This window comes from Geodermatophilus sp. FMUSA9-8, assembly GCF_037034165.1.
Lineage (GTDB): Bacteria > Actinomycetota > Actinomycetes > Mycobacteriales > Geodermatophilaceae > Geodermatophilus > Geodermatophilus nigrescens.
On record NZ_JBAGKE010000006.1, the window covers coordinates 270,972 to 291,569 of the forward strand.

Sequence of the window (20,598 nt, forward strand, 5' to 3'; positions counted from 1 at the left end):
GCGACGCCTAGCCGCGGACGCCGACCGCCGGCTTCGCCCGCTCGGGCCGGGGCTCGGGCGGGCGCGGGCCGTCGTGCCGCCGGGCGAGGTAGGTGCCCGCCACGTTCGCGCAGGCCACCACGGGCACCGCGATCAGCGCGCCGAAGATCCCGGCGATGAGCAGGCCGGCCGCGATCGCCAGCACCACCGCCAGCGGGTGCACGTGCACCGCCTTGCCGAGCAGCAGCGGCTGCAGCACGTGCCCCTCGAGCTGCATGACCAGCACGACGATCGCCAGCGCGATCAGCGCCTTGATCGGGCCGACGGCGACCAGCGCCACCAGCACCGCGATCGACCCGGCGAGGAACGACCCGATGATCGGGATGAACGCGCCGAGGAACACCAGCGCGGCCAGCGGGATCACCAGCGGCACACCGAGGATCGCCAGCCCGATGCCGATGCCGACGGCGTCGACCAGGGCGACCGCCACGGTCGCGCGCACGTAGGAGATCAGCGTGCGCCAGGACCGGCGGGCGGCCTCGTCGAGGTAGGCGCGCGAGTCGCGGGGGAAGAGCCCGACCAGCCACAACCAGATGGACCGGCCGTCCTTGAGGAAGAAGAACAGCGTGAACAGCGCCAGGACGATGCCGGTGAACACCTCGCCGACCGTCGCGGCGGTGGTCAGCGCGCCGGTGGCCAGCGTCTCCTGGTTGGACACGATGGCGTCCTGGGCGGAGGTCACGGCGTCGTCGATCTGCCGCTGGGTCACCGGGAACGTCTCCACGACGAAGTCGCGGATCTGGTCGAGGCCCTGGCTCACCTGGTCGGCGAGGTCGGAGAAGCCGGCGCTGAACCGCTCGACGACCAGCGTGATGATCCCGGCGACGACGGCCAACCCGACCAGCAGCATCGCCAGGGCGGCCAGCGACCGCGGCCACCCGCGCTTGATGAGCCCGGCCGCGCCCGGCTGCAGCAGCGCCGCGAGCAGCAGCGCCACCATCACGGGCACGATCACCACCGCCACGTACGCCGCGGCGTAGAGCAGCACGTACGCGCCGGCCAGGACGGCGATGAGCCGCCACGACCAGGCGGCCGCCGTGCGCAGCCCGCTGGGCACGGTGGCGTCGCCGTGCGGCGTCTCCCGGCCCGGCCCGAGCAGCCGGCGGCCGCGCTCGGCGGCGCGGTGCGGGCGTCCGCCGTCGGGCGGGCCGCTGATGCCGCCGGGAGCGAGGGGGCCGTCGAGGTCGGGTGCGCCGGGCTCCGGGCTGCCCAGCGGGGGTTCCCCGTCGGCCGCCGGGGAGGAGGTGGCGGACCCGGTGTCGGCGTCGTACGGGTCGTCGTCGCGCACGAGGATGGCCCGGTCGTCGTCGCGCTCCGGCCAGCCGTGCGGGTCGCGCTCCCCGGCGGCCCGGATGCGCTCCCGTGCCCGGGCGACCAGCTGGTTGGCCTGTCGCAGCATCGCCGGTCCTCCCGGGTCCGTGGGGGCGTGTTCGATCACGCTAGCCCTGCGGGAGGATGGCCCCGTGACTCGACGAGCTGACCGGGTGCGGGCGGTACCCGCGTGATCGACCGCTACACGCTCCCCGACATGGGCCGGGTCTGGAGCGACGAGCACAAGTACGAGCTCTGGTGCCGGGTGGAGACCCTCGTCCTCGAGGCGCACGCCGCCGCGGGGCGGGTGCCGGCCGACGTCGTGGAGCCGGTGCGCAACGCCCCACCGCCGACCGCCGCCCGCGTCGCGGAGATCGAGGAGACGACGCAGCACGACGTCATCGCCTTCCTCACCGCGTGGGCCGACAACACCGAGCCGCGCTCGGCCGCCGCGTACGTGCACCACGGCATGACGTCGTCGGACCTGCTCGACACCGCGCTCGCCGTGCAGCTCACCGAGGCCACCGACGTGCTGCTGGCCAAGGCCGACCGGCTGGTGGCCGCGCTGCGGGACCACGGTCTGGCGCACCGGGAGACGCTCAAGGTCGGGCGCACGCACGGCGTGCACGCCGAGCCGGTCGTGTGGGGGCACCGGGTCGCCGACCTCGCCTTCGCCGCCGCCCGCTCCCGCGACCGGCTGCGCGCGGCCCGCGAGCGCGTCGGCGTCGTCGCCATCTCCGGCGCCGTCGGCACGTACTCCCTGATCGACCCGTCGGTGGAGGTCGCCGTCGCGCAGGCGCTGGACCTGCGGCCGGCCGACGCCTCCACCCAGGTCGTCCTCCGCGACTCGATCAGCGAGTGGGTGTCGGCGCTGGCGGTCATCGCGACCGTCTGCGAGGCGATCGCGCTCGAGGTGCGGCACGGCCAGCGCACCGAGGTGCGCGAGCTCTCGGAGGCCTTCGGCTCCGGCCAGAAGGGCTCGAGCGCGATGCCGCACAAGAAGAACCCGATCCGCTCGGAGCGCATCGCCGGGCTTGCGCGGGTCGTGCGCGCCGCCGTCGTCCCGGTGATGGAGGGCATCCCGCTGTGGCACGAGCGGGACATCTCGCACTCCTCCACCGAGCGGGTGTTCCTCCCCGACGCGGCGATCACCACCGACTACCTGCTGGACCTCACCGCCCGCCTGGTGGAGGACCTGGTCGTCGACGTCGACCGGATGCGCGCCAACCTCGACCTCACCGGCGGGCTCATCTACACCTCCGCGGTGCTGCTCGAGCTGGTGGAGACCGGGTTGTCCCGCGAGGACGCCTACGCGCTGGTGCAGGGCGCGGCGATGGAGACGTGGAACTCCGGGACGCCGTTCCGGTCCACCCTCCGGTCCCGCGCGGAGTCCTCGGGCGTGACCCTCGACGAGGCGCGGCTGGACGAGATCTGCCGGCCCGAGGGCTACGTGCGCAACCTCGGCCCGCTGTTCGACCGGCTGGCCGCGCTCTCGTGACGGTCGACCTGCCCCTCGTCGCGCGCGGCAAGGTGCGCGAGGTCTACGACGCCGGCGACGGCCGGCTGCTGCTCGTGGCGTCGGACCGGATCTCGGCCTACGACTCCGTGCTGCCGACGCCGATCCCCGACAAGGGGCGGGTGCTCACCGCACTGTCGGTGTGGTGGTTCGAGCAGCTGGCGCCGGTGCTGACCTCGTTCGGGGCCTCGCACCACCTCGTGTCGGCCGACGACGTGCCGGCGTCGGTGGCCGGGCGGGCGATGCTCGTGCGGCGGCTGGACATGCTCCCCGTGGAGTGCGTGGCCCGCGGCCACCTGTCCGGCTCGGGGACGAAGGAGTACGAGCGCACCGGCGCGATCGTCGACGTCACCCTGCCGCCCGGGCTGGTCGAGGGCTCGCGGCTGCCGGAGCCGGTGTTCACGCCGTCGACCAAGGCCGAGGTGGGCGAGCACGACGAGGCGATCGACTTCGCCCGCGTGGAGGCGCTGGTGGGCGCCGGTCGGGCCGCCGAGCTGCGCGAGCTGACCCTGGCGCTCTACCGCCGGGGCGCCGAGATCGCCGCGGCGGCGGGGATCGTGCTGGCCGACACCAAGTTCGAGTTCGGGCTCGGGGCCGACGGCGGCCTGGTGCTCGGCGACGAGGTGCTCACGCCCGACTCGTCGCGGTTCTGGCCGGCGTCGTCGTGGGCGCCGGGCGCGCCCCAGCCCTCGTTCGACAAGCAGTACGTCCGCGACTGGCTCACGTCGTCGGGGTGGGACCGCGTCTCGCCGCCTCCGGAGCTGCCCGACGACGTCGTGGTCGCCACCCGCGAGCGCTACGTCGCCGCGTACGAGCAGCTGACCGGCCGCCGGTTCGCCTGATGCCGCCGCGCGAGGCCGGGCAGGGCGGGTCCGGCGAGGACCTGGTGGTGCTCCTGCACGGCCTCGGCGCGGCGTCGTCCGTGTGGTCCCGGCTCACGCCGCTGCTGGCCGGCCGACCCTGGGTGGCCCCCGACCTGCGCGGTCACGGTGCCGGGCCGGCCGGGCCGCCCTGGGGGTACGGCCAGCACGCCGCCGACGTCGCGGCGCTGAGCGCCGAGCTCGGGGCGTCGCGGGTCACCGTGCTCGGTCACTCGTTCGGCGGGGTGGTCGGCGCAGTGCTCGGGACCGGCTGGTTCGGCGTCGAGGTGAGCCGGGTGGTCGCCGTCGGCGTGAAGATCGACTGGACGGCCGAGGAGGAGGCGGGCGCGCGCCGGGTGGCCGGCCGCCCGCCGCAGGTCTTCCCAACCGCGGCCGAGGCCGCCGAGCGGCACCTGCGCCTCGCCGGGCTGACCGGTTTCGTGGACCCCTCCTCCGAGGTGGCGCTCGCCGGGGTCCGCGAGGTCGACGGCGGCTTCTCCCCGGCGCTCGACCCGGGGGCGTTCGGCGCCGTCGGCCCCTCGGTGGAGGCGGTCCTGCGGAGCTGCCGGGCGCCGCTGCGCCTGGCAGCCGGCGCGGCCGACCCGATGGTCGGCCTGGACGCGATGCGGCGCATCGACCCGGATGCGGTGCTGGTCGAGGGCGCCGGACACAACGCCCACTGGGAGACCCCCGAGGCGGTCCTGGCCCTGCTCGACGGCTGATCCTCGGCCCGCACCTCGCGCGAGTCGACGCCGAGACCCACACACTCGTGGTCATCGGCCGCCGATCGCCACGAGTCCGCATGACTCGGCGGCCCTGTGGACAGCGCGAGCGGGCCGGAGCCGTTCCCCGGCAGTCTCCGTCGATGCCCACGCCGCCTGTGCCGTCGCGCCTCACCCGGCCGACCGACCGCCGGAGCGCACGTGCCATCGGGATCTCCGACTGGCACCTGCGACACCGGGACGTGCTGCGCTCGTCCCGCGACACCTACCTGCCGCGCGCCGCGTCGGCGGACCTCCGGGTCCGGGTCGAGGCGGTGCTCCGGGGAGCGCCGGCGTCGGCCGTCCTCAGCCACCTGACCGCGGCCCGGCTGTGGGGGCTGGAGGTCCCGCTCGTCCGCGAGGACCGACGGGTCCACCTCGTCGTCCCGCCGGGCACCCGTATCCGGCACCGCGCCGACCGACGCGTGCACTGCGCGACGCTCCCCGACGAGCAGGTCACGCGACGGCTCGGTGTGCCCGTGACCTCCCCGGGACGCACCTGGCTCGACCTCGCCGCGGTGCTGCCGCCCGCCGCGCTGCTCGCGGTGACCGACCAGATGCTGCGCCGCCGCTACCAGCGGCGGACGCTCGAGGGCATCGCGGCCGGCGCCCGAGGGGTACGCGGGATCCGCGCGGCCCGCCGGGTGCTCGCCGTGGCAGACCACCGGGCCGGGTCGCCCATGGAGTCCGTGCTGCGCTGGCTGGTGCTGGAGGCGGGACTCCCGGCGCCGGACCTCCAGCACGTCGTGCGCGGCGCCGCAGGTTTCGTCGGCCGCGTCGACATGGCCTGGCCGGACCGGAAGGTGCTGGTCGAGTTCGACGGTGACGTCCACCGGGAGCGGCGGGTGTTCGTCGACGACCTCCGCAGGCAGAACGGGCTGGTACTCGCGGGTTGGACGGTGCTCCGCTTCACCTCCGCCGACGTCCTGGGGCGGCCCGAGCGGGTGCTCCAGGTGCTGGCCACGGCGCTGTCCGGCGACTGACGTGCGCCGACTCCTGCGATCTCGTGGCGATGGCGGCGTCACGGCCACGAGTTCGCACGTCTCGGCGCTCGGGCCCCGTGGCGGAGCCGGCAGTCCGGTCGGCGGCCGGGAAGGTGCCACCGGGCGACCGGTAGGCTCGGGAGCCGTGCCCCAGGTGGTCGTCGACGTCGTCCTCAAGCCGGAGATCTCCGACCCCCAGGGGCAGGCGGTGCTCGGCGCACTCGGCCGGCTGGGCCACACCCAGGTGACCGGCGTGCGCCAGGGCAAGCACTTCGTCCTCGACGTCGAGGGCTCCCTCAGCCGCGCCGACCTCGAGCAGATCGCCGAGACGCTGCTGGCCAACCCGGTCATCGAGGACGTCGAGCTGCACCTCCCCACCGACTGAGAAGGACCCCCGTGCGCATCGGTGTCATCACCTTCCCGGGCTCCCTGGACGACGTCGACGCCGCCCGCGCGGTGCGCCTGGCCGGCGCCGAGCCGGTCGCGCTGTGGCACGCCGACCACGACCTCCGGGACGTCGACGCCGTCGTCCTGCCCGGTGGCTTCTCCTACGGCGACTACCTGCGCGCCGGCGCCATCGCCGCCCGCGCGCCCCTGATGCAGGACGTCGTCGACCGGGCGCGGCAGGGCATGCCGGTCCTCGGCATCTGCAACGGCTTCCAGGTGCTGTGCGAGGCGGGCCTGCTGCCGGGCGCGCTCACCCGCAACAGCCACCTGCACTTCCGCAACCGCGACCAGCAGCTGCGCATCGAGCGCGCCAATACCGCCTGGACCAGCAGCTACGGCGAGGGCCAGACGATCGTCGTGCCGGTCAAGAACGGGGAGGGCCGCTACGTCGCCGCCCCGGCCGAGCTCGAGCGGCTCGAGGGCGAGGGCCGGGTGGCGGTGCGCTACGTCGGCGGCAACCCCAACGGCAGCCTGCGCGACATCGCCGGGGTCACCAGCGAGGACGGCCGCGTCGTCGGCCTCATGCCCCACCCGGAGCACGCCGTCGAGGACCTCACCGGCCCCTCGACCGACGGCCTGGGCTTCTTCACCAGCGTCCTGAAGGCGGTCGTCAGCGCATGACCGAGTCGGCCACCGCCGGTCTCTCCGACCTCGACACCGGGCCCGGCCCGCTGTCGCACCAGCTCGACACCGTCCCGCTCGCGGAGGGCACGCCCGACGTCGAGCAGCCCTTCGCCGAGCTCGGGCTCAAGGCGGACGAGTACGCCCGCATCCGCGACATCCTCGGCCGCCGGCCGACCACCGCCGAGCTGGCCATGTACTCGGTCATGTGGAGCGAGCACTGCTCCTACAAGAGCTCCAAGGTGCACCTGCGGCAGTTCGGCGACCTGCCGCCCAGCGAGCACCTGCTCGTCGGCATCGGCGAGAACGCCGGCGTCGTCGACGTCGGCGACGGCTACGCGGTCACCTTCAAGGTCGAGTCGCACAACCACCCGAGCTACGTCGAGCCGTACCAGGGCGCGGCCACCGGGGTCGGCGGCATCGTCCGCGACATCCTCACCATGGGCGCCCGCCCGGTCGCCGTCATGGACTCGCTGCGGTTCGGCCGCGCCGACGCCCCCGACACCGCCCGCGTGCTGCCCGGCGTCGTCGCCGGCGTCGGCGGCTACGGCAACTGCCTGGGCCTGCCCAACATCGGCGGCGAGCTGCTCTTCGACGACTGCTACGCGGGCAACCCGCTGGTCAACGCCCTGTGCGTCGGCGTCATGAAGCACGAGGACGTGCGGCTGGCCAAGGCCGAGGGCGTGGGCAACAAGGTCGTCCTGTTCGGCGCCCGCACCGGCGGCGACGGCATCGGCGGGGTGTCGGTGCTGGCGTCGGAGACCTTCGACGCCGAGGGCCCGGCCAAGCGGCCGAGCGTCCAGGTCGGCGACCCGTTCACCGAGAAGCTGCTCATCGAGGCCTGCCTGGAGATCTTCGCCCAGGACCTGGTCACCGGGATCCAGGACCTCGGCGGCGCCGGGCTGTCCTGCGCCACCTCGGAGCTGGCGAGCGCCGGCACCGGCGGCATGCACGTCGACCTCGACCGCGTCCCGCTGCGCGACAGCACCCTGACGCCCGCCGAGATCCTCATGAGCGAGTCGCAGGAGCGGATGTGCGCCATCGTCGAGCCGGACAAGGTCGACGCCTTCCTCGCCGTCTGCCGCAGGTGGGACGTGCTGGCCACCGTCATCGGTGAGGTCACCGCCGGCGACCGGCTCACCGTCGACTGGCACGGCGAGCGCATCGTCGACGTCCCGCCGCGGACCGTCGCCCACGAGGGCCCGGTGTACGAGCGGCCGATGCGCCGCCCCGCCGACCTCGACGCCCTGCACGCCGACGACGCCGCCGCGCTGCCCCGCCCGGCCACGGCGGAGGAGCTGACCGCGCACTGGCTGGCCGTCGTCGCCAGCCCCGACGGCGCCGACAAGACCTGGGTCACCGAGCAGTACGACCGCTACGTGCGCGGCAACACCGTGCTCGCCCAGCCCGACGACGCCGGCGTGGTCCGCATCGACGAGGACAGCTCCCGCGGCATCGCGCTGGCCCTCGACGGCAACGCCCGCTTCGCCCGCCTCGACCCCTACGCCGGCGCGCAGCTCAACCTGGCCGAGGCCTACCGCAACGTCGCCGTCAGCGGCGCCCGCCCGCTGGCGGTCACCAACTGCCTGAACTTCGGCTCCCCGGAGGAGCCCGAGGTGATGTGGCAGTTCGCCGAGGCCGTCCGCGGCCTCGCCGACGCCTGCCGCACCCTCGGCCTGCCGGTCACCGGCGGCAACGTGAGCCTCTACAACCAGACCGGCGACGTCGCCATCAACCCGACGCCGGTCATCGGCGTGCTGGGCGTGCACGACGACGTCCGCACCCGCGTGCCCACCGGCTGGCGCGCCGCCGGCGAGACCGTGCTGCTGCTCGGCGAGACGCGGCCGGAGTTCGGCGGCTCGGCGTGGGCGTCGGTCGTCCACGGCCACCTCGGCGGCCGCCCGCCGGCCGTCGACCTCGAGGCCGAGCGCTCCCTCGGCGAGGTGCTCGGGGCCCTGGGCCGCGAGGGCCTGGTCACCTCCGCGCACGACCTCGCCGACGGCGGCCTCGCCCAGGCGCTGGCCGAGTCGGCGCTCCGGTACGGCACCGGCGCGACGCTGCAGCTCGGGGACGACCCGTTCACCGCGCTGTTCAGCGAGTCCGGCGCCCGCGCCGTGGTCACCACGACCGACCCCGAGGCCGTCCGGACGACGGCGGAGTGGGCCGGCGTCCCCGTCACCGAGCTCGGCACCACCGGCGGCGACACGCTCGCCGTCGAGGGGATCGCCGCGCTGCCGCTGGACGAGCTGCGCGCGGCCTGGACGGCGACCCTCCCGGCCCTGTTCGGCACCCCCGAGGCGACCGTGGGCAGCGTCCCGGCGGGGACCGTCCCGACGAGCTGATGCCCGCGCAGCCGATCCCCGCCGACGAGCTGCGGGCCGCCGTCGATGCGGTGCGCCCGTGGCTGGCGGGGGAGGCCGGGCAGCCGGCGCGGTCGGTGCTCGGCGCGGCGGTGAAGACGAGCACCCGCTGGCTCGCCCAGCAAATGCCCGGGCGCTCGGTGGAGCTGCGGGTGCCGCCGCACGTCGCCGTCCAGCTGGTCCCGGGGCCGCGGCACACCCGGGGGACGCCGCCGAACGTCGTGGAGACCGACGCCGCCACGTGGCTGCGGCTGGCGACCGGCGAGCTGAGCTGGGCCGAGGCGGTGGCCGCCGGGTCGGTCAGCGCGAGCGGCAACCGCGCCGACCTCTCCGAGCACCTGCCCCTGCGCCCCCTGAGGGGCCAGTAGCGCTACGAAGGCCCTCCGGGGCCGGGCCGGCCTGTCGGACCCCACCCGTAGCCTCCCGGCCGGTCGAGTCCCGGGAGGACGGCATGGCGCGGATGCGGGTGGCGGTGGCGACGTGCCGGACGGCGCCGCAGCTCGACGAGGACGGGCCGCTGCTCCTGGCCGCCCTGGACGCCGCGGGGGCCGACGCCGTCCCCGCCGTGTGGGACGACCCCGACGTCGACTGGGCGGCGTTCGACGGGGTGCTGGTGCGCAGCACCTGGGACTACCCGCTCCGCCGGGACGCCTTCGTGTCCTGGGCCCGCGCCTGCCCGCCGACGGTCAACCCGGCGGGGGTGCTGGCCTGGAACACCGACAAGCGCTACCTGCGCGACCTGGCGGGCGCCGGGGTGCCGACCGTCCCCACGGTCTTCCTGGAGCCGGGGCAGACGGCGGCGGGCCACGCGGGCGCCGGGGACGTCGTCGTGAAGCCCGCCGTCAGCGGCAGCGCCGCCGACACCGGGCGCTTCGGGAGGCTGGCCGACCCGGACGCGACGGCCCTCGTCGCGGCGCTGCACGCGCAGGGCCGGACGGTGATGGTGCAGCCCTACCTGCCCGGCATCGACACCGCCGGTGAGACCAGCATGGTGTTCCTGGCGGGCGAGTTCTCCCACGCCGTCCGCCGGGAGCCGCTGCTCGCCGGCGCGGGGGTGCGCCGCCCGGTCGTGGTCGCCGACGTGCTCGGCACGGTGCGGCCGGTCGAGCCGGACACCGCCCAGCTGGCGGTGGCCCGGGCCGCCCTCGACGCGGTGCCCGGCGGCCGCGGTGCGCTGTCCTACGCGCGCGTCGACGTCATCCCGGGGGACGCCGGCCCCGTCCTGCTCGAGCTAGAGGTCACCGACTGCTTCCTATTCCTCGCGTCGGCGGCCCTGCACGCCCGCGCGCAGCTGGCCGAGCACGTGCTCGGCCAGCTGCGCGCGGGGAGGGAGGAGCGGCTCAGCCGGTGAAGAGGGTGAGCGCCGTCTTGACCGTCTGGTACAGGCCGTAGGCCAGCGGCACGCCGACCAGCGTCCACGCGAAGGCGATCAGCCCGGTCGGGGTGTGCACCGGCCGCTGCCCGTCGGCCGACTGCTCCTTCGAGATCGACGTGCTCATCGGACGGCGCTCCGTTCCGGGGTCGGGGTGGCGGCGCCGGAGGCGTCGCGGTGCGGCTCGTGCCACTTGCTGTCGACCGGCCGCACCAGCAGGTTCGCCACGAACCCGACGGCGAGCAGGCCGACCATGATGAACAGCGCCGGCCGGTAGTTGGCCGCGACCAGGCTGCCCGGCTCACCCTGGGTGTCGAGCACGCTGTTGACGATCAGCGGGCCGGCGACACCGGCCGCCGCCCACGCGGTGAGCAGCCGGCCGTGGATGGCGCCCACCTGGTAGGTGCCGAACAGGTCGCGCAGGTAGGCCGGGATGGTGGCGAACCCGCCGCCGTAGAACGAGATGATCACCGCGGCGAGCAGCACGAACAGCCAGGTGGCGCTGCTGCCGATGGTCGCCAGGGCGATGTAGAGCACCAGGCCGACGCCCAGGTAGACCATGTAGATCGGCTTGCGGCCGATGTAGTCCGACGTCGAGGACCAGACGAACCGGCCGGCCATGTTGAACAGCGACAGGACGCCGACGAAGCCCGCGGCCGCCGTGGCGGCGACCGTGGAGGTGTCCCCGTCGCGGAAGAAGTCCTGGATCATCGGGCTGGCCTGCTCGAGGATCCCGATGCCCGCGGTGACGTTGCAGAACAGCACGGTCCACAGCAGCCAGAACTGCGGGGTCTTGACGGCGTTGCGCGCCGAGACGCTCTCGGTGGTGACGAGCGCCTTCTGCTTGACCGTCGAGGGGTCGAAGCCGTCGGGCTTCCAGCCCTCGGCCGGCACCCGCACGATGAAGGCGCCGAACATCATGAAGACCAGGTAGAGCGCGGCGAAGGTGAAGAAGAGCGCCGCGACGGCCTCGCCGTTGGGCACCGTGCCGGCCGTGCCGTCGTAGCTGGGGTCGTACCAGCTCATCAGCTGGCGGGACAGCGGCGAGGCGATGAGCGCGCCACCGCCGAAGCCCATGATCGCCATGCCGGTGGCCAGGCCCGGCCGGTCGGGGAACCACTTGATCAGCGTGGACACCGGCGAGATGTAGCCGATGCCCAGGCCGATGCCGCCGAGCACGCCGTAGCCGAGGTACAGCAGCCACAGCTGGCCGGTCTCGATGCCCAGGCCGCCGACCAGGAAGCCGGACACCCAGAAGCACGCCGAGGTGAACATCGCGGCGCGGGGGCCGTTCCTGTCCACCCACGTGCCGAACAGCGCGGCCGACAGGCCGAGCATCACGATGGCGATCGAGAAGACGATGCCGATCGCCGTCTGCGAGACCGCGAAGTGGTCGACCAGGGCGTTCTTGTAGACGCTGGTGGCGTACGCCTGGCCGATGCACAGGTGCACCGCCAGCGCCGCGGGCGGGATGAGCCACCGGTTGAATCCGGGGCGGGCGACGATGCGCTCGCGCCGCAGGAAGCCGGGTAGCGCCACGGGGGACCTCCGCTCGGCGGGGCCGGGCGGCCCTGTTGGCAGGAAAACAGTGACGAACGCTACGTCCCCCTCCGGGAACCCGCGCGTCGAGCGTGACCTGACCGTTGCGCGGCATCCCGTCCCGCGCGACCGGACGACGGCCGGGGCCCCGCCTCTAGGCTCGGCGCATGGCCTACGAGGTGAGGGGCGTCGTCGCCCGCAGCAAGGGAGCACCGGTCAGCGTCGAGACGGTCCTGGTGCCCGACCCGGGCCCGGGGGAGGCCGTCGTCGACGTGCAGGCCTGCGGGGTCTGCCACACCGACCTGCACTACCGCGAGGGCGGCATCAACGACGAGTTCCCGTTCCTGCTCGGCCACGAGGCCGCCGGGACCGTGGCCGCCGTCGGCGAGGGCGTCACCAACGTGGCCGTCGGCGACTTCGTCGTCCTCAACTGGCGCGCCGTGTGCGGGCAGTGCCGCGCCTGCCTCAAGGGCCAGCCGCACTACTGCTTCGACACCCACAACGCCGCGCAGAAGATGACGCTGGCCGACGGCACCGAGCTGTCCCCGGCGCTGGGCATCGGCGCGTTCGTGGAGAAGACGCTCGTCCACTCCGGCCAGTGCACGAAGGTCGACCCGGAGACCCCCGCCACCGCCGCGGGCCTGCTCGGCTGCGGCGTCATGGCCGGCGTGGGCGCGGCCATCAACACCGGTGGGGTGCAGCGCGGCGAGTCCGTCGCGGTCTTCGGCTGCGGCGGCGTCGGCGACGCGGCCATCGCCGGGGCGAAGCTGGCCGGGGCGACGACGATCGTGGCCGTCGACGTCGACGACCGGAAGCTCGAGTGGGCGCGGCAGTTCGGCGCCACGCACACCGTCAACTCCCGGTCCACCGACGCCGTCGAGGCGATCAAGGGGTTCACGAACGGGTTCGGCGTCGACGTCGCCATCGACGCCGTCGGCCGCCCCGAGGTGTTCGAGCAGGCCTTCTACGCCCGCGACCTCGCCGGCCGCGTCGTCCTGGTGGGCGTCCCCACCCCGGACATGCAGCTGACCCTGCCGATGATCGAGCTGTTCGGCCGCGGCGGGGCGCTCAAGTCCAGCTGGTACGGCGACTGCCTGCCCAGCCGCGACTTCCCGATGCTCGCCGACCTGTACCGGCAGGGCCGCTTCCCGCTGGCCGACTTCGTCACCGAGACCGTCGGCCTCGACGACGTCGAGGCGGCCTTCGAGAAGATGCACCGCGGCGAGGTCCTGCGCTCGGTCGTCGTCCTCTGATGGGCGCCCGCATCGAGAAGGCCGTCGTCTCCGGCGTCTTCAGCCTCGACGGCCAGGACTTCGACGTCGACAACAACGTCTGGCTCGTCGGCGACGACGACGAGGTGCTGGTCATCGACGCCCCGCACCGCGCCGAGCCGATCGTCGAGGCCGTCGGCGGGCGGAAGGTGACCGCGATCGTGCTCACCCACGGGCACAACGACCACATCACCGCCGCCGTCGACCTGCGCGAGGCCACCGGCGCGCCGATCTGGTTCCACCCCGCCGACACGATGCTGTGGGACATGGTCTACGGCGCGGTCCACCCCGGGGCGCGCCCGGACGAGGCGCTGGGGGAGGGCACCCGCTTCCGGGTGGCCGGCACGACGCTGAGCGCGCTGCACACCCCGGGTCACTCGCCGGGCAGCACCTGCCTGCACGCCCCGGACCTGGCCGCCGTCTTCAGCGGCGACACGCTGTTCTCCGGCGGGCCCGGCGCCACGGGCCGCAGCTTCAGCGACCACCCGACGATCGTGCGGTCCATCCGCGCCAAGCTGCTCACCCTGCACGGCGACACGGTCGTGCACACCGGGCACGGCGAGGACACCCGGATCTCCGCGGAGATCAGCACGGTCTCCTGACCGGCACGGTCTCCTGGGTCGGCCGGACCGGCCGGGTTCAGTCCCGGCCGGTCCCGCCGTCGCCCTCCGCGGACGGCGGTCGCACGGTGGGCTCCTCCGCCGGCCTGGGTGCCTGGTCCGCGGGAGCCGTGCGCTCGAGGCGCTGCCGGATGGCGGCGACGTTGAGCGCGAGGTCCTCCAGCGCCTCGACGGCGCGGGTGGCGAGCGCGAAGGTCAGGTTCTCGCGGCGCTCCTCGGGGCTGGGCTCCCGGCGGCGCTCGCGGGTCGCGCGGCCCCACGGGTCGTCGTCGCGCGGGTCGTCCGCGCGCGGCTGGTCGAACAGCCCGCGGAGCATCCGCTGGGCCATCTCCAGGAACTCCTGCGGGTCGGGCCGGTCACTGGCCATGACGCCTCCTCGGGTCGTGCCCCCGACAACGCCCCGCACCCCCGCCGCAGTTCCGTCCGCGCCGGACCGCCGGGTGGCGCGCGCCACCCGGCGGGAGGGGCCGCTGCCGGTAGGCTGGGCTGTGTGCCTCGCGGTGACGGACGGCTGACGCACGCCCTCGACCCCCATGCTCCCGGCCCCCAGGACGCCTGCGGCGTCTTCGGTGTCTGGGCGCCGGGGGAGGAGGTCGCCAAGCTGACCTACTTCGGCCTGTACGCCCTCCAGCACCGCGGTCAGGAGGCAGCAGGCATCGCCGTCTCCGACGGCGCCTCGGTCGTCGTCTACAAGGACCTCGGGCTGGTCAGCCAGGTCTTCGACGAGTCGACCCTGGGCAGCCTGCGCGGCCACCTCGCCGTCGGCCACACCCGGTACTCGACCACCGGCTCGTCCACCTGGGAGAACGCCCAGCCGACGTTCCGGACCACCGACGCCGGCACGGGCCTCGCCCTGTGCCACAACGGCAACCTGGTGAACACCGAGGAGCTGGCCGGCCGGGCCGCCGACGCCGGCGTCCCCGGCGCCTTCGCCGCCAGCACCGACTCCGACCTCGTCACCTCCCTGATCGCCGCCCGCCCCGACATGAGCGTCGAGGCCGCGGCCATGGAGGTGCTCCCGCAGCTGCGCGGCGCCTTCAGCCTCACCTTCATGGACGAGGACACGCTCTACGCCGCCCGCGACCCGCAGGGCGTGCGCCCGCTGGTCCTCGGCCGCCTCGAGCGCGGCTGGGTCGTGGCCAGCGAGACCGCGGCGCTCGACATCGTCGGCGCCTCCGTGGTCCGCGAGGTGGAGCCCGGCGAGCTGATCGCCATCGACGGCAACGGCCTGCGCAGCCAGCACTTCGCCCCGGCCGAGCCCAAGGGCTGCGTCTTCGAGTACGTCTACCTCGCCCGCCCCGACACCACGATCAGCGGCCGCGGCGTGCACGCCGCCCGCGTCGAGATCGGCCGGCGGCTGGCGAAGGAGCACCCGGCCGACGCGGACCTGGTCATCCCGGTGCCGGAGTCCGGCACGCCGGCCGCCGTCGGGTACGCCGAGGCCAGCGGCATCCCCTACGGCCTGGGCCTGGTCAAGAACTCCTACGTCGGCCGCACCTTCATCCAGCCGTCGCAGACCATCCGGCAGCTCGGCATCCGGCTCAAGCTCAACCCGCTGCGCGACGTCATCCGCGGCAAGCGGCTGGTCGTCGTCGACGACTCCATCGTGCGCGGCAACACCCAGCGCGCGCTGATCCGCATGCTGCGCGAGGCCGGCGCCATCGAGGTGCACGTGCGCATCTCCAGCCCGCCGGTGAAGTGGCCGTGCTTCTACGGCATCGACTTCGCCAGCCGCGCCGAGCTGGTCGCCAACGGGCTCGACGTCGACGGCGTCCGCGCCTCGATCAACGCCGACTCGCTGGGCTACGTCTCCGAGCAGGGCCTGATCGCGGCCACCGAGCAGCCGGCCAACCGGCTGTGCACCGCCTGCTTCACCGGCACCTACCCGATCCCGCTGGGGGAGCCGGGGGTGCTCGGCAAGCACGTGCTCGAGGGGATCGGCCGCACGCCGATGCCGCGCGTCGACGAGCCCGGGCGCTCCGTCAGCGGCTGGACCGGCCAGCAGGCCGGCAGCCCGGCGGTGTCCGGCGGCGCCGACGACGCCCTCCGCCGCCCGTGAGCGCAGGCCCCGGGGGCTTCACCTACGCCGCCTCCGGCGTCGACATCGACGCCGGCGAGCGCGCCGTCACCCTGATGCGCACGGCGGTCGAGCGGACCCGCCGCCCCGAGGTGGTCGGCGGCCTCGGCGGGTTCGCCGGGCTCTTCGCCCTCGACACCACCCGCCACCGCCGGCCGCTGCTGGCCTCCTCCACCGACGGCGTCGGCACGAAGATCGCCCTGGCCCGGCAGCTGGACCGGCACGACACCGTGGGCATCGACCTGGTCGCGATGGTCGTCGACGACCTGGTGGCCTGCGGCGCCGAGCCGCTGTTCCTCCAGGACTACGTGGCCTGCGGGAAGGTCGTCCCCGAGCGCATCGCCGCGATCGTCACCGGCATCGCCGCCGGCTGCGAGCTCGCCGGCGCGTCGCTGGTGGGCGGGGAGACCGCCGAGCACGGCGACCTCATGGACGCCGACGAGTACGACCTCGCCGCCACCGCGGTGGGCGTCGTCGAGGCCGACGGCGTGCTCGGGCCCGAGCGGGTGCGCGACGGCGACGTCGTCGTCGCGATGGCCTCCAGCGGGTTCCACTCCAACGGCTACTCGCTGGTCCGCCGGGTGGTGTCGGCCGCCGGGCTCGACCTCGCCGCCACCCCCGCCGGCCTCGACCGCCCGCTGGGCGACGTGCTGCTGGAGCCCACGCGGATCTACGCGCTCGACTGCCTGGCGCTCGTGGACGAGCTCGGCGCCGACGGCGTGCACGCGTTCGCGCACATCACCGGCGGCGGGCTGGCCGGCAACACCGCGCGGGTGGTCCCCGACGGGCTGGAGGCCGTGCTCGACCGCGGCACCTGGGCCCTGCCGGCGGCCGTGACCCTGCTCGAGGAGCACGGGGTGCCCCGCGCGGAGTCCGAGCGGGCCTTCAACTGCGGCGTCGGCATGGTCGCCGCCGTCGCCGCCGAGGCCGCCGACCGCGCGGTCGCCCTGCTCACCGCGCGCGGCGTCCCCGCGTGGGTGGCCGGCACCGTCGGCGCCGGGGGGACCGGCGCGCGGCTGGAGGGCTCCTACCGCTGACCCGGTCCCCGGGCGCAGCGCGCACCGCCGTCCCTCGCGGGACGGCGGTGCAGCGTGCTCAGCGAACCGGCGGGACGCCGACCGTCAGCGACTGGCCGCCCAGTCGTCGTCGGCGTCGTCGTCCGCCCATCGGTCGACGAACTCGTCGTCGTCGTCATCGTCGTCGTCCTTCGCCGCCGGAGCGGTGTAGGTCGACGGAGAACCGGCCAGCTCGCGCTGGAGCGCGGAGAGGTCGGTGTTGGGTGAGCTGTACTTGAGCTCACGGGCCACGCGCGTCTGCTTGGCCTTCGCTCGGCCGCGCCCCATCGGCTCGACCCCCTCATAACGGAGAACGGGAGCCCAGCTCACGGGCTGGACGGCCCGCGTGGCGACCCCGACTGAGTGAACTGTGTCCCGAGCAAGACTACGACACGGACGGGACTCGGGCACGGGTCCTCCCTCCTCCGTCCCCCGACCGGGGCCGTGGTAGAGGACACGTCCGCCCGGGATCAGCGCGGCAGGCGGATGGTGGCCAGCCGGCCGACCGCGGCGATCCGCTCCTCGGCGAGCCGGTCGGCCGCCACGGCGGGGGAGACGCCCTCGGCCTCGGCGGCCGCGAACACCCGCCGAGCGACGTCGAAGATCCCCGCCGCCTTGGCCTCGGCGCGGGCGAAGGAGAAGCCGTGCCGCTCGTCCTCGACCTGGATGACGCCGCCGGCGTTGACCAGGTAGTCGGGGGCGTACAGGACGCCCCGCTTGACCAGCTGCGCGGCGATGCCGTCGTGGGCGAGCTGGTTGTTCGCCCCGCCGCAGACGATCTCGGCGCCGAGCACGGCCACCGTCTCGTCGTCGAGCGCGCCGCCGAGGGCGCACGGCGCGTAGACGTCGGCCGGGGTGCGCACCAGGGCGGCGGTGTCGGCGGCCACCTGGACGCCGGGGTGGCGGGCGCGGACGCGCGCGACCGCGTCGGGGTCGACGTCGGTGACGACGACGTCGGCGCCGTCGGCCACGAGCCGGTCCACCAGCCAGCTGCCCACCTTGCCGACGCCGGCCACGGCGACGGTGCGCCCGGCGAGCGTGGGGGTGCCCCAGCGGTGCTGGGCGGCCGCGCGCATGCCCTGGAAGACGCCGAACGCGGTGAGCACCGAGGAGTCGCCGCAGCCGCCGTACACCTCGGAGCGGCCGTGGGCGAAGCGCGTCTCGCGGGCCACCGTGTCGAGGTCGGCGTTCGTGGTGCCCACGTCGCAGGCGGTCAGGTAGCGCCCGCCCAGCGACTCGACGAAGCGGCCGTAGGCGCGCAGCAGCGCCTCGGTCTTGTCGGTGCGCGGGTCGCCGATGATGACGGCCTTGCCGCCGCCGAGGTCGAGCCCGGCCAGGCTGTTCTTGTAGGCCATCGCGCTCGCGAGCCGCAGCGCGTCGGCCACCGCCTCGTCCTCGGAGGCGTACGGGTGGAACCGCGTGCCGCCGAGCGCGGGGCCCAGCGCGGTCGAGGCGATGGCGATCACCGCCCGCAGGCCGGAGCCCGGGTCGGAGCAGAAGACCACCTGTTCAGCGCCAGAGGCGAGGACGTCCACGGCGGCGAGCCTAGACGCGCGGGACGCGGCGGAACGGGGCCGTCCGGCACCGGGCGAGCGGCGGTGCGGGTGTCGACAAGCGGCGACGGGAGGGGTGGTGACCGCACCCCCTCGTCACGATGTGGCACCCGTGCCGCGTGTTGCTCGTGTGACGCACGGTGACGGCGCGACGCTTCTGCCGTTCCTCCGTCCCTCTTCCCCAGGGAGTGCTCGATGCTGCAGTGCCGTTCCGGCCGGCGGCCCCCCGGTCGCGCTGCCCGCGCGCGGCGGCGGGGCCTGCGGGTCGCGCTGGCCGGCCTGCTGACCGGCGCCGTCCTCGTCGGCGGTGCGGGTCCGGCGCTGGCCGTGCCCGCGCCCCCGCCCAACCCCACCGACGGGCAGCTCGCCGACGCCCGGGCCACCCAGGAGGCCGCGGCCGCGGAGGTCGGCCGGCTGCAGGCCGAGGTCGCCCTCGCCCAGACCGAACTCGACCGCCTCGCGGTGCAGGCGGAGGCCGCCGGCGTCGCCTACGAGGCGGCCGAGGAGGCGCTCGCGCTGGCCCAGGCCGCCGCCGACCAGGCCGCCGCGGACCTGCGGGCCGCCGCCGAGGCCGTGGAGGCCGCGATCGGGCGCATCGGCGGCTTCGCGCGCGACAGCTACGTCAACGGCGCCACCCTGACCACCGCCGCCGCGCTGCTGGACTCCGCGGGCCCGGGCGAGCTCGTGCAGCGCGCCGCGATGCTGGAGTACGTCGCCGACACGCAGGTCGACGTCCTCGAGGAGCTCGAGGTCGCCCGCGTCCGGCAGGCCAACGCCGAGTCCTCGGCCCGGGTGACCCGCGACCAGATGGCCGAGGCGGAGGAGCAGGCGGCGTCGGCCAAGGCCGCCGCGGACGCGCAGGTGGCCGCCCAGCGGGGCGCCGTCGCCACGGCCCAGGCCGACAAGGCGGCGCTCGACCAGCAGCTGCAGGCGGCGCAGATCCAGCTGCTGCAGCTGCAGGGCGCCCGCGACGCCTACGCCGAGTGGCAGCGGCAGAAGGCCGCCGAGGAGGCCGCCGCCGCCGCGGCCGCCGCCCGGGCCGCGCAGGAGGCCGCCGCCGCGGCCGCCGCCGCCCGGAGCGCCTCCTCCGGGACGGCCGGCGCCGTCAGCGGGTCCGGCTACGTCAAGCCGACCTCCGGGCGGACGTCGAGCTGCTTCGGCTGGCGCTGGGGCACCCTGCACGGCGGCGTCGACATCGCCGCGCCCATCGGCACGCCGATCTACGCCGCCACCTCGGGCACCGTCACCCGCACCGGCCCGGCCACCGGCTTCGGCCTGGCCATCTACATCACCGGCGACGACGGCGCGGTCACCGTCTACGGCCACGTCAACGCCGAGTTCGTCCGGCCCGGGGAGCGGGTGCGCGCCGGCGAGCTGATCGCCGAGGTGGGCAACCGCGGCCAGTCCACCGGCCCGCACCTGCACTTCGAGGTGCACCCCTCGGGCCGGCTGCACGCCGGCCAGGTGGACCCGGTCCCGTGGCTGCGCGCCCGCGGCGTGAGCATCAGCGGCTGCTGAGCCACCGCACGGACGACGACGGCCCGCCCCCTGCAGGAGGGGACGGGCCGTCGGTGAGGGGATGGAACGACCACCCTTCAGGGGCCCGCGCCGAGCGGAGCGAGGTGTGGGGGGAAGGGTGGTCCTCCGTCAGGTGGTGGGAGCCGCCTCGCCGCAGTTGGCGGTGCCGAACTCCTGCACCGCGGTGCCGTCGGGGCCGCTGGCGACGCCGAGGAAGTCCTGGGCGGCGGTCTGCAGCTGGCTCTGGCCCTCGGGGGTGGCGAGGTCGACGCCGTTGGCGGTGTCGGCGAACCGCTGCACGCCGTCACCCAGGACCTGCCAGGAGGAGGCGATCTCCGCCGGCGGCTGGACGCTGTCGAACGCCGCGGCGGCCTGCTGCAGCAGGCCCGGCAGCTGCTCGGGGGAGGCGGCGGAGAGCTGGTTGCCCAGCTCGGTGAACTGGGCGACCTGGGTGCAGAAGGCGGCGACGGCGGGGTCGTCGCTGGCCGAGCTCGGGGCCGCGCTGCTGGTCTGCGAGGCCGACGACGACGAGCTGGTGCTGCTGCTCGACGACGCGGAGTCGGAGGAGCCCTCGTCCGACCCACCGCAGGCGGTCAGGACGGCCGCGGCGGCGACCGCCAGGGCGGAGCGGGACAGGAGGGTCAGGGAACGCATGTGCGGAGGCTAGCCGCCGGGCGGCGCCCGTCGCGGGCGCT

At 75.1% G+C, this 20,598-nt stretch carries 21 protein-coding genes; 14 read left to right on the forward strand and 7 right to left on the reverse strand.

Annotated elements, in window-relative coordinates; genetic code table 11:
- Window positions 1-7: 7 nt before the first annotated feature.
- Window positions 8-1,438: an AI-2E family transporter gene (locus tag WA616_RS14765; protein ID WP_336030937.1), complete on the reverse strand. Its 1,431-nt coding sequence runs from the start codon at window positions 1,436-1,438 to the stop codon at window positions 8-10.
- Window positions 1,439-1,540: 102 nt separating this feature from the next.
- Here WA616_RS14765 and purB point away from each other — a divergent pair, with 102 nt between their 5' ends.
- The 9 genes from purB (at window position 1,541) to WA616_RS14810 (ending at window position 10,249) form a co-directional block, all read left to right on the forward strand.
- Entirely contained in the window at window positions 1,541-2,848 is a 1,308-nt protein-coding gene (purB, locus tag WA616_RS14770) for an adenylosuccinate lyase (RefSeq protein ID WP_336030939.1), read from the forward strand.
- Complete coding sequence (locus tag WA616_RS14775) at window positions 2,845-3,708, forward strand: phosphoribosylaminoimidazolesuccinocarboxamide synthase (RefSeq protein WP_336030941.1); 864 nt, start codon at window positions 2,845-2,847, stop codon at window positions 3,706-3,708. The genes purB and WA616_RS14775 overlap by 4 nt, the downstream gene beginning before the upstream one ends.
- Window positions 3,708-4,448, forward strand: coding sequence for an alpha/beta fold hydrolase (locus tag WA616_RS14780; protein ID WP_336030944.1), 741 nt, complete (start codon window positions 3,708-3,710; stop codon window positions 4,446-4,448). Before WA616_RS14775 ends, WA616_RS14780 begins: the two co-directional genes overlap by 1 nt.
- 143 nt (window positions 4,449-4,591) lie before the next feature.
- Entirely contained in the window at window positions 4,592-5,470 is an 879-nt protein-coding gene (locus WA616_RS14785; RefSeq protein ID WP_336030946.1) for a DUF559 domain-containing protein, read from the forward strand.
- 145 nt (window positions 5,471-5,615) lie between these two features.
- On the forward strand, window positions 5,616-5,855 hold the full coding sequence (purS, locus tag WA616_RS14790) for a phosphoribosylformylglycinamidine synthase subunit PurS (protein WP_073421075.1): 240 nt from the start codon (window positions 5,616-5,618) through the stop codon (window positions 5,853-5,855).
- A gap of 11 nt (window positions 5,856-5,866) precedes the next feature.
- Window positions 5,867-6,538 (forward strand): phosphoribosylformylglycinamidine synthase subunit PurQ, encoded by a 672-nt coding sequence (purQ, locus tag WA616_RS14795; RefSeq protein ID WP_336030948.1) that lies wholly within the window; start codon window positions 5,867-5,869, stop codon window positions 6,536-6,538.
- Window positions 6,535-8,880: a phosphoribosylformylglycinamidine synthase subunit PurL gene (purL, locus tag WA616_RS14800; RefSeq protein ID WP_336030950.1), complete on the forward strand. Its 2,346-nt coding sequence runs from the start codon at window positions 6,535-6,537 to the stop codon at window positions 8,878-8,880. The genes purQ and purL overlap by 4 nt, the downstream gene beginning before the upstream one ends.
- Window positions 8,880-9,266 carry a sterol carrier family protein gene (locus WA616_RS14805; RefSeq protein WP_336030952.1) on the forward strand — a complete coding sequence of 129 codons (387 nt, stop codon included), beginning with the start codon at window positions 8,880-8,882 and terminating at the stop codon, window positions 9,264-9,266. Before purL ends, WA616_RS14805 begins: the two co-directional genes overlap by 1 nt.
- Window positions 9,267-9,349: 83 nt before the next feature.
- The gene (locus tag WA616_RS14810; protein WP_336030954.1) at window positions 9,350-10,249 is read left to right on the forward strand and encodes an ATP-grasp domain-containing protein; all 900 of its coding nucleotides are present in this window, start codon (window positions 9,350-9,352) and stop codon (window positions 10,247-10,249) included.
- Here WA616_RS14810 and WA616_RS14815 read toward each other — a convergent pair.
- Together WA616_RS14815 and WA616_RS14820 are read right to left on the reverse strand one after the other, a co-directional pair.
- A complete protein-coding gene (locus WA616_RS14815) occupies window positions 10,239-10,397 on the reverse strand; it encodes an MFS transporter small subunit (protein WP_175562888.1) in 159 nt (52 codons plus the stop codon). The two genes, WA616_RS14810 and WA616_RS14815, sit on opposite strands and share 11 nt — an antisense overlap.
- Complete coding sequence (locus WA616_RS14820; protein ID WP_073421082.1) at window positions 10,394-11,809, reverse strand: L-lactate MFS transporter; 1,416 nt, start codon at window positions 11,807-11,809, stop codon at window positions 10,394-10,396. The genes WA616_RS14815 and WA616_RS14820 overlap by 4 nt, the downstream gene beginning before the upstream one ends.
- Before the next feature lie 167 nt (window positions 11,810-11,976).
- Between WA616_RS14820 and WA616_RS14825 the strand changes: the two genes are divergently transcribed.
- Window positions 11,977-13,062 (forward strand): S-(hydroxymethyl)mycothiol dehydrogenase, encoded by a 1,086-nt coding sequence (locus WA616_RS14825; protein WP_073421084.1) that lies wholly within the window; start codon window positions 11,977-11,979, stop codon window positions 13,060-13,062.
- The gene (locus WA616_RS14830) at window positions 13,062-13,682 is read left to right on the forward strand and encodes an MBL fold metallo-hydrolase (RefSeq protein WP_336030957.1); all 621 of its coding nucleotides are present in this window, start codon (window positions 13,062-13,064) and stop codon (window positions 13,680-13,682) included. Before WA616_RS14825 ends, WA616_RS14830 begins: the two co-directional genes overlap by 1 nt.
- 37 nt (window positions 13,683-13,719) lie before the next feature.
- Here WA616_RS14830 and WA616_RS14835 read toward each other — a convergent pair whose 3' ends face one another.
- A complete protein-coding gene (locus WA616_RS14835; RefSeq protein WP_336030959.1) occupies window positions 13,720-14,067 on the reverse strand; it encodes a hypothetical protein in 348 nt (115 codons plus the stop codon).
- 123 nt (window positions 14,068-14,190) lie between these two features.
- Here WA616_RS14835 and purF point away from each other — a divergent pair, with 123 nt between their 5' ends.
- Together purF and purM are read left to right on the forward strand one after the other, a co-directional pair.
- Window positions 14,191-15,759 (forward strand): amidophosphoribosyltransferase, encoded by a 1,569-nt coding sequence (purF, locus tag WA616_RS14840; protein WP_336030961.1) that lies wholly within the window; start codon window positions 14,191-14,193, stop codon window positions 15,757-15,759.
- Window positions 15,756-16,814 (forward strand): phosphoribosylformylglycinamidine cyclo-ligase, encoded by a 1,059-nt coding sequence (gene purM, locus WA616_RS14845; RefSeq protein WP_336030964.1) that lies wholly within the window; start codon window positions 15,756-15,758, stop codon window positions 16,812-16,814. Before purF ends, purM begins: the two co-directional genes overlap by 4 nt.
- Window positions 16,815-16,898: 84 nt before the next feature.
- Here the strand turns inward: purM and WA616_RS14850 are convergent, their stop codons facing one another.
- On the reverse strand, window positions 16,899-17,120 hold the full coding sequence (locus WA616_RS14850; protein WP_073421094.1) for a DUF3073 domain-containing protein: 222 nt from the start codon (window positions 17,118-17,120) through the stop codon (window positions 16,899-16,901).
- Window positions 17,121-17,302: 182 nt separating this feature from the next.
- Window positions 17,303-18,367: a Glu/Leu/Phe/Val family dehydrogenase gene (locus tag WA616_RS14855; RefSeq protein WP_336030968.1), complete on the reverse strand. Its 1,065-nt coding sequence runs from the start codon at window positions 18,365-18,367 to the stop codon at window positions 17,303-17,305.
- A 213-nt stretch (window positions 18,368-18,580) separates the two neighbouring features.
- Between WA616_RS14855 and WA616_RS14860 the strand changes: the two genes are divergently transcribed.
- Window positions 18,581-19,903, forward strand: a complete 1,323-nt coding sequence (locus tag WA616_RS14860; RefSeq protein WP_073421098.1) for a M23 family metallopeptidase — start codon at window positions 18,581-18,583, stop codon at window positions 19,901-19,903.
- A gap of 129 nt (window positions 19,904-20,032) precedes the next feature.
- Here the strand turns inward: WA616_RS14860 and WA616_RS14865 are convergent, their stop codons facing one another.
- Window positions 20,033-20,557, reverse strand: a complete 525-nt coding sequence (locus WA616_RS14865; RefSeq protein ID WP_336030972.1) for a hypothetical protein — start codon at window positions 20,555-20,557, stop codon at window positions 20,033-20,035.
- Between the last annotated feature and the right edge of the window lie 41 nt (window positions 20,558-20,598).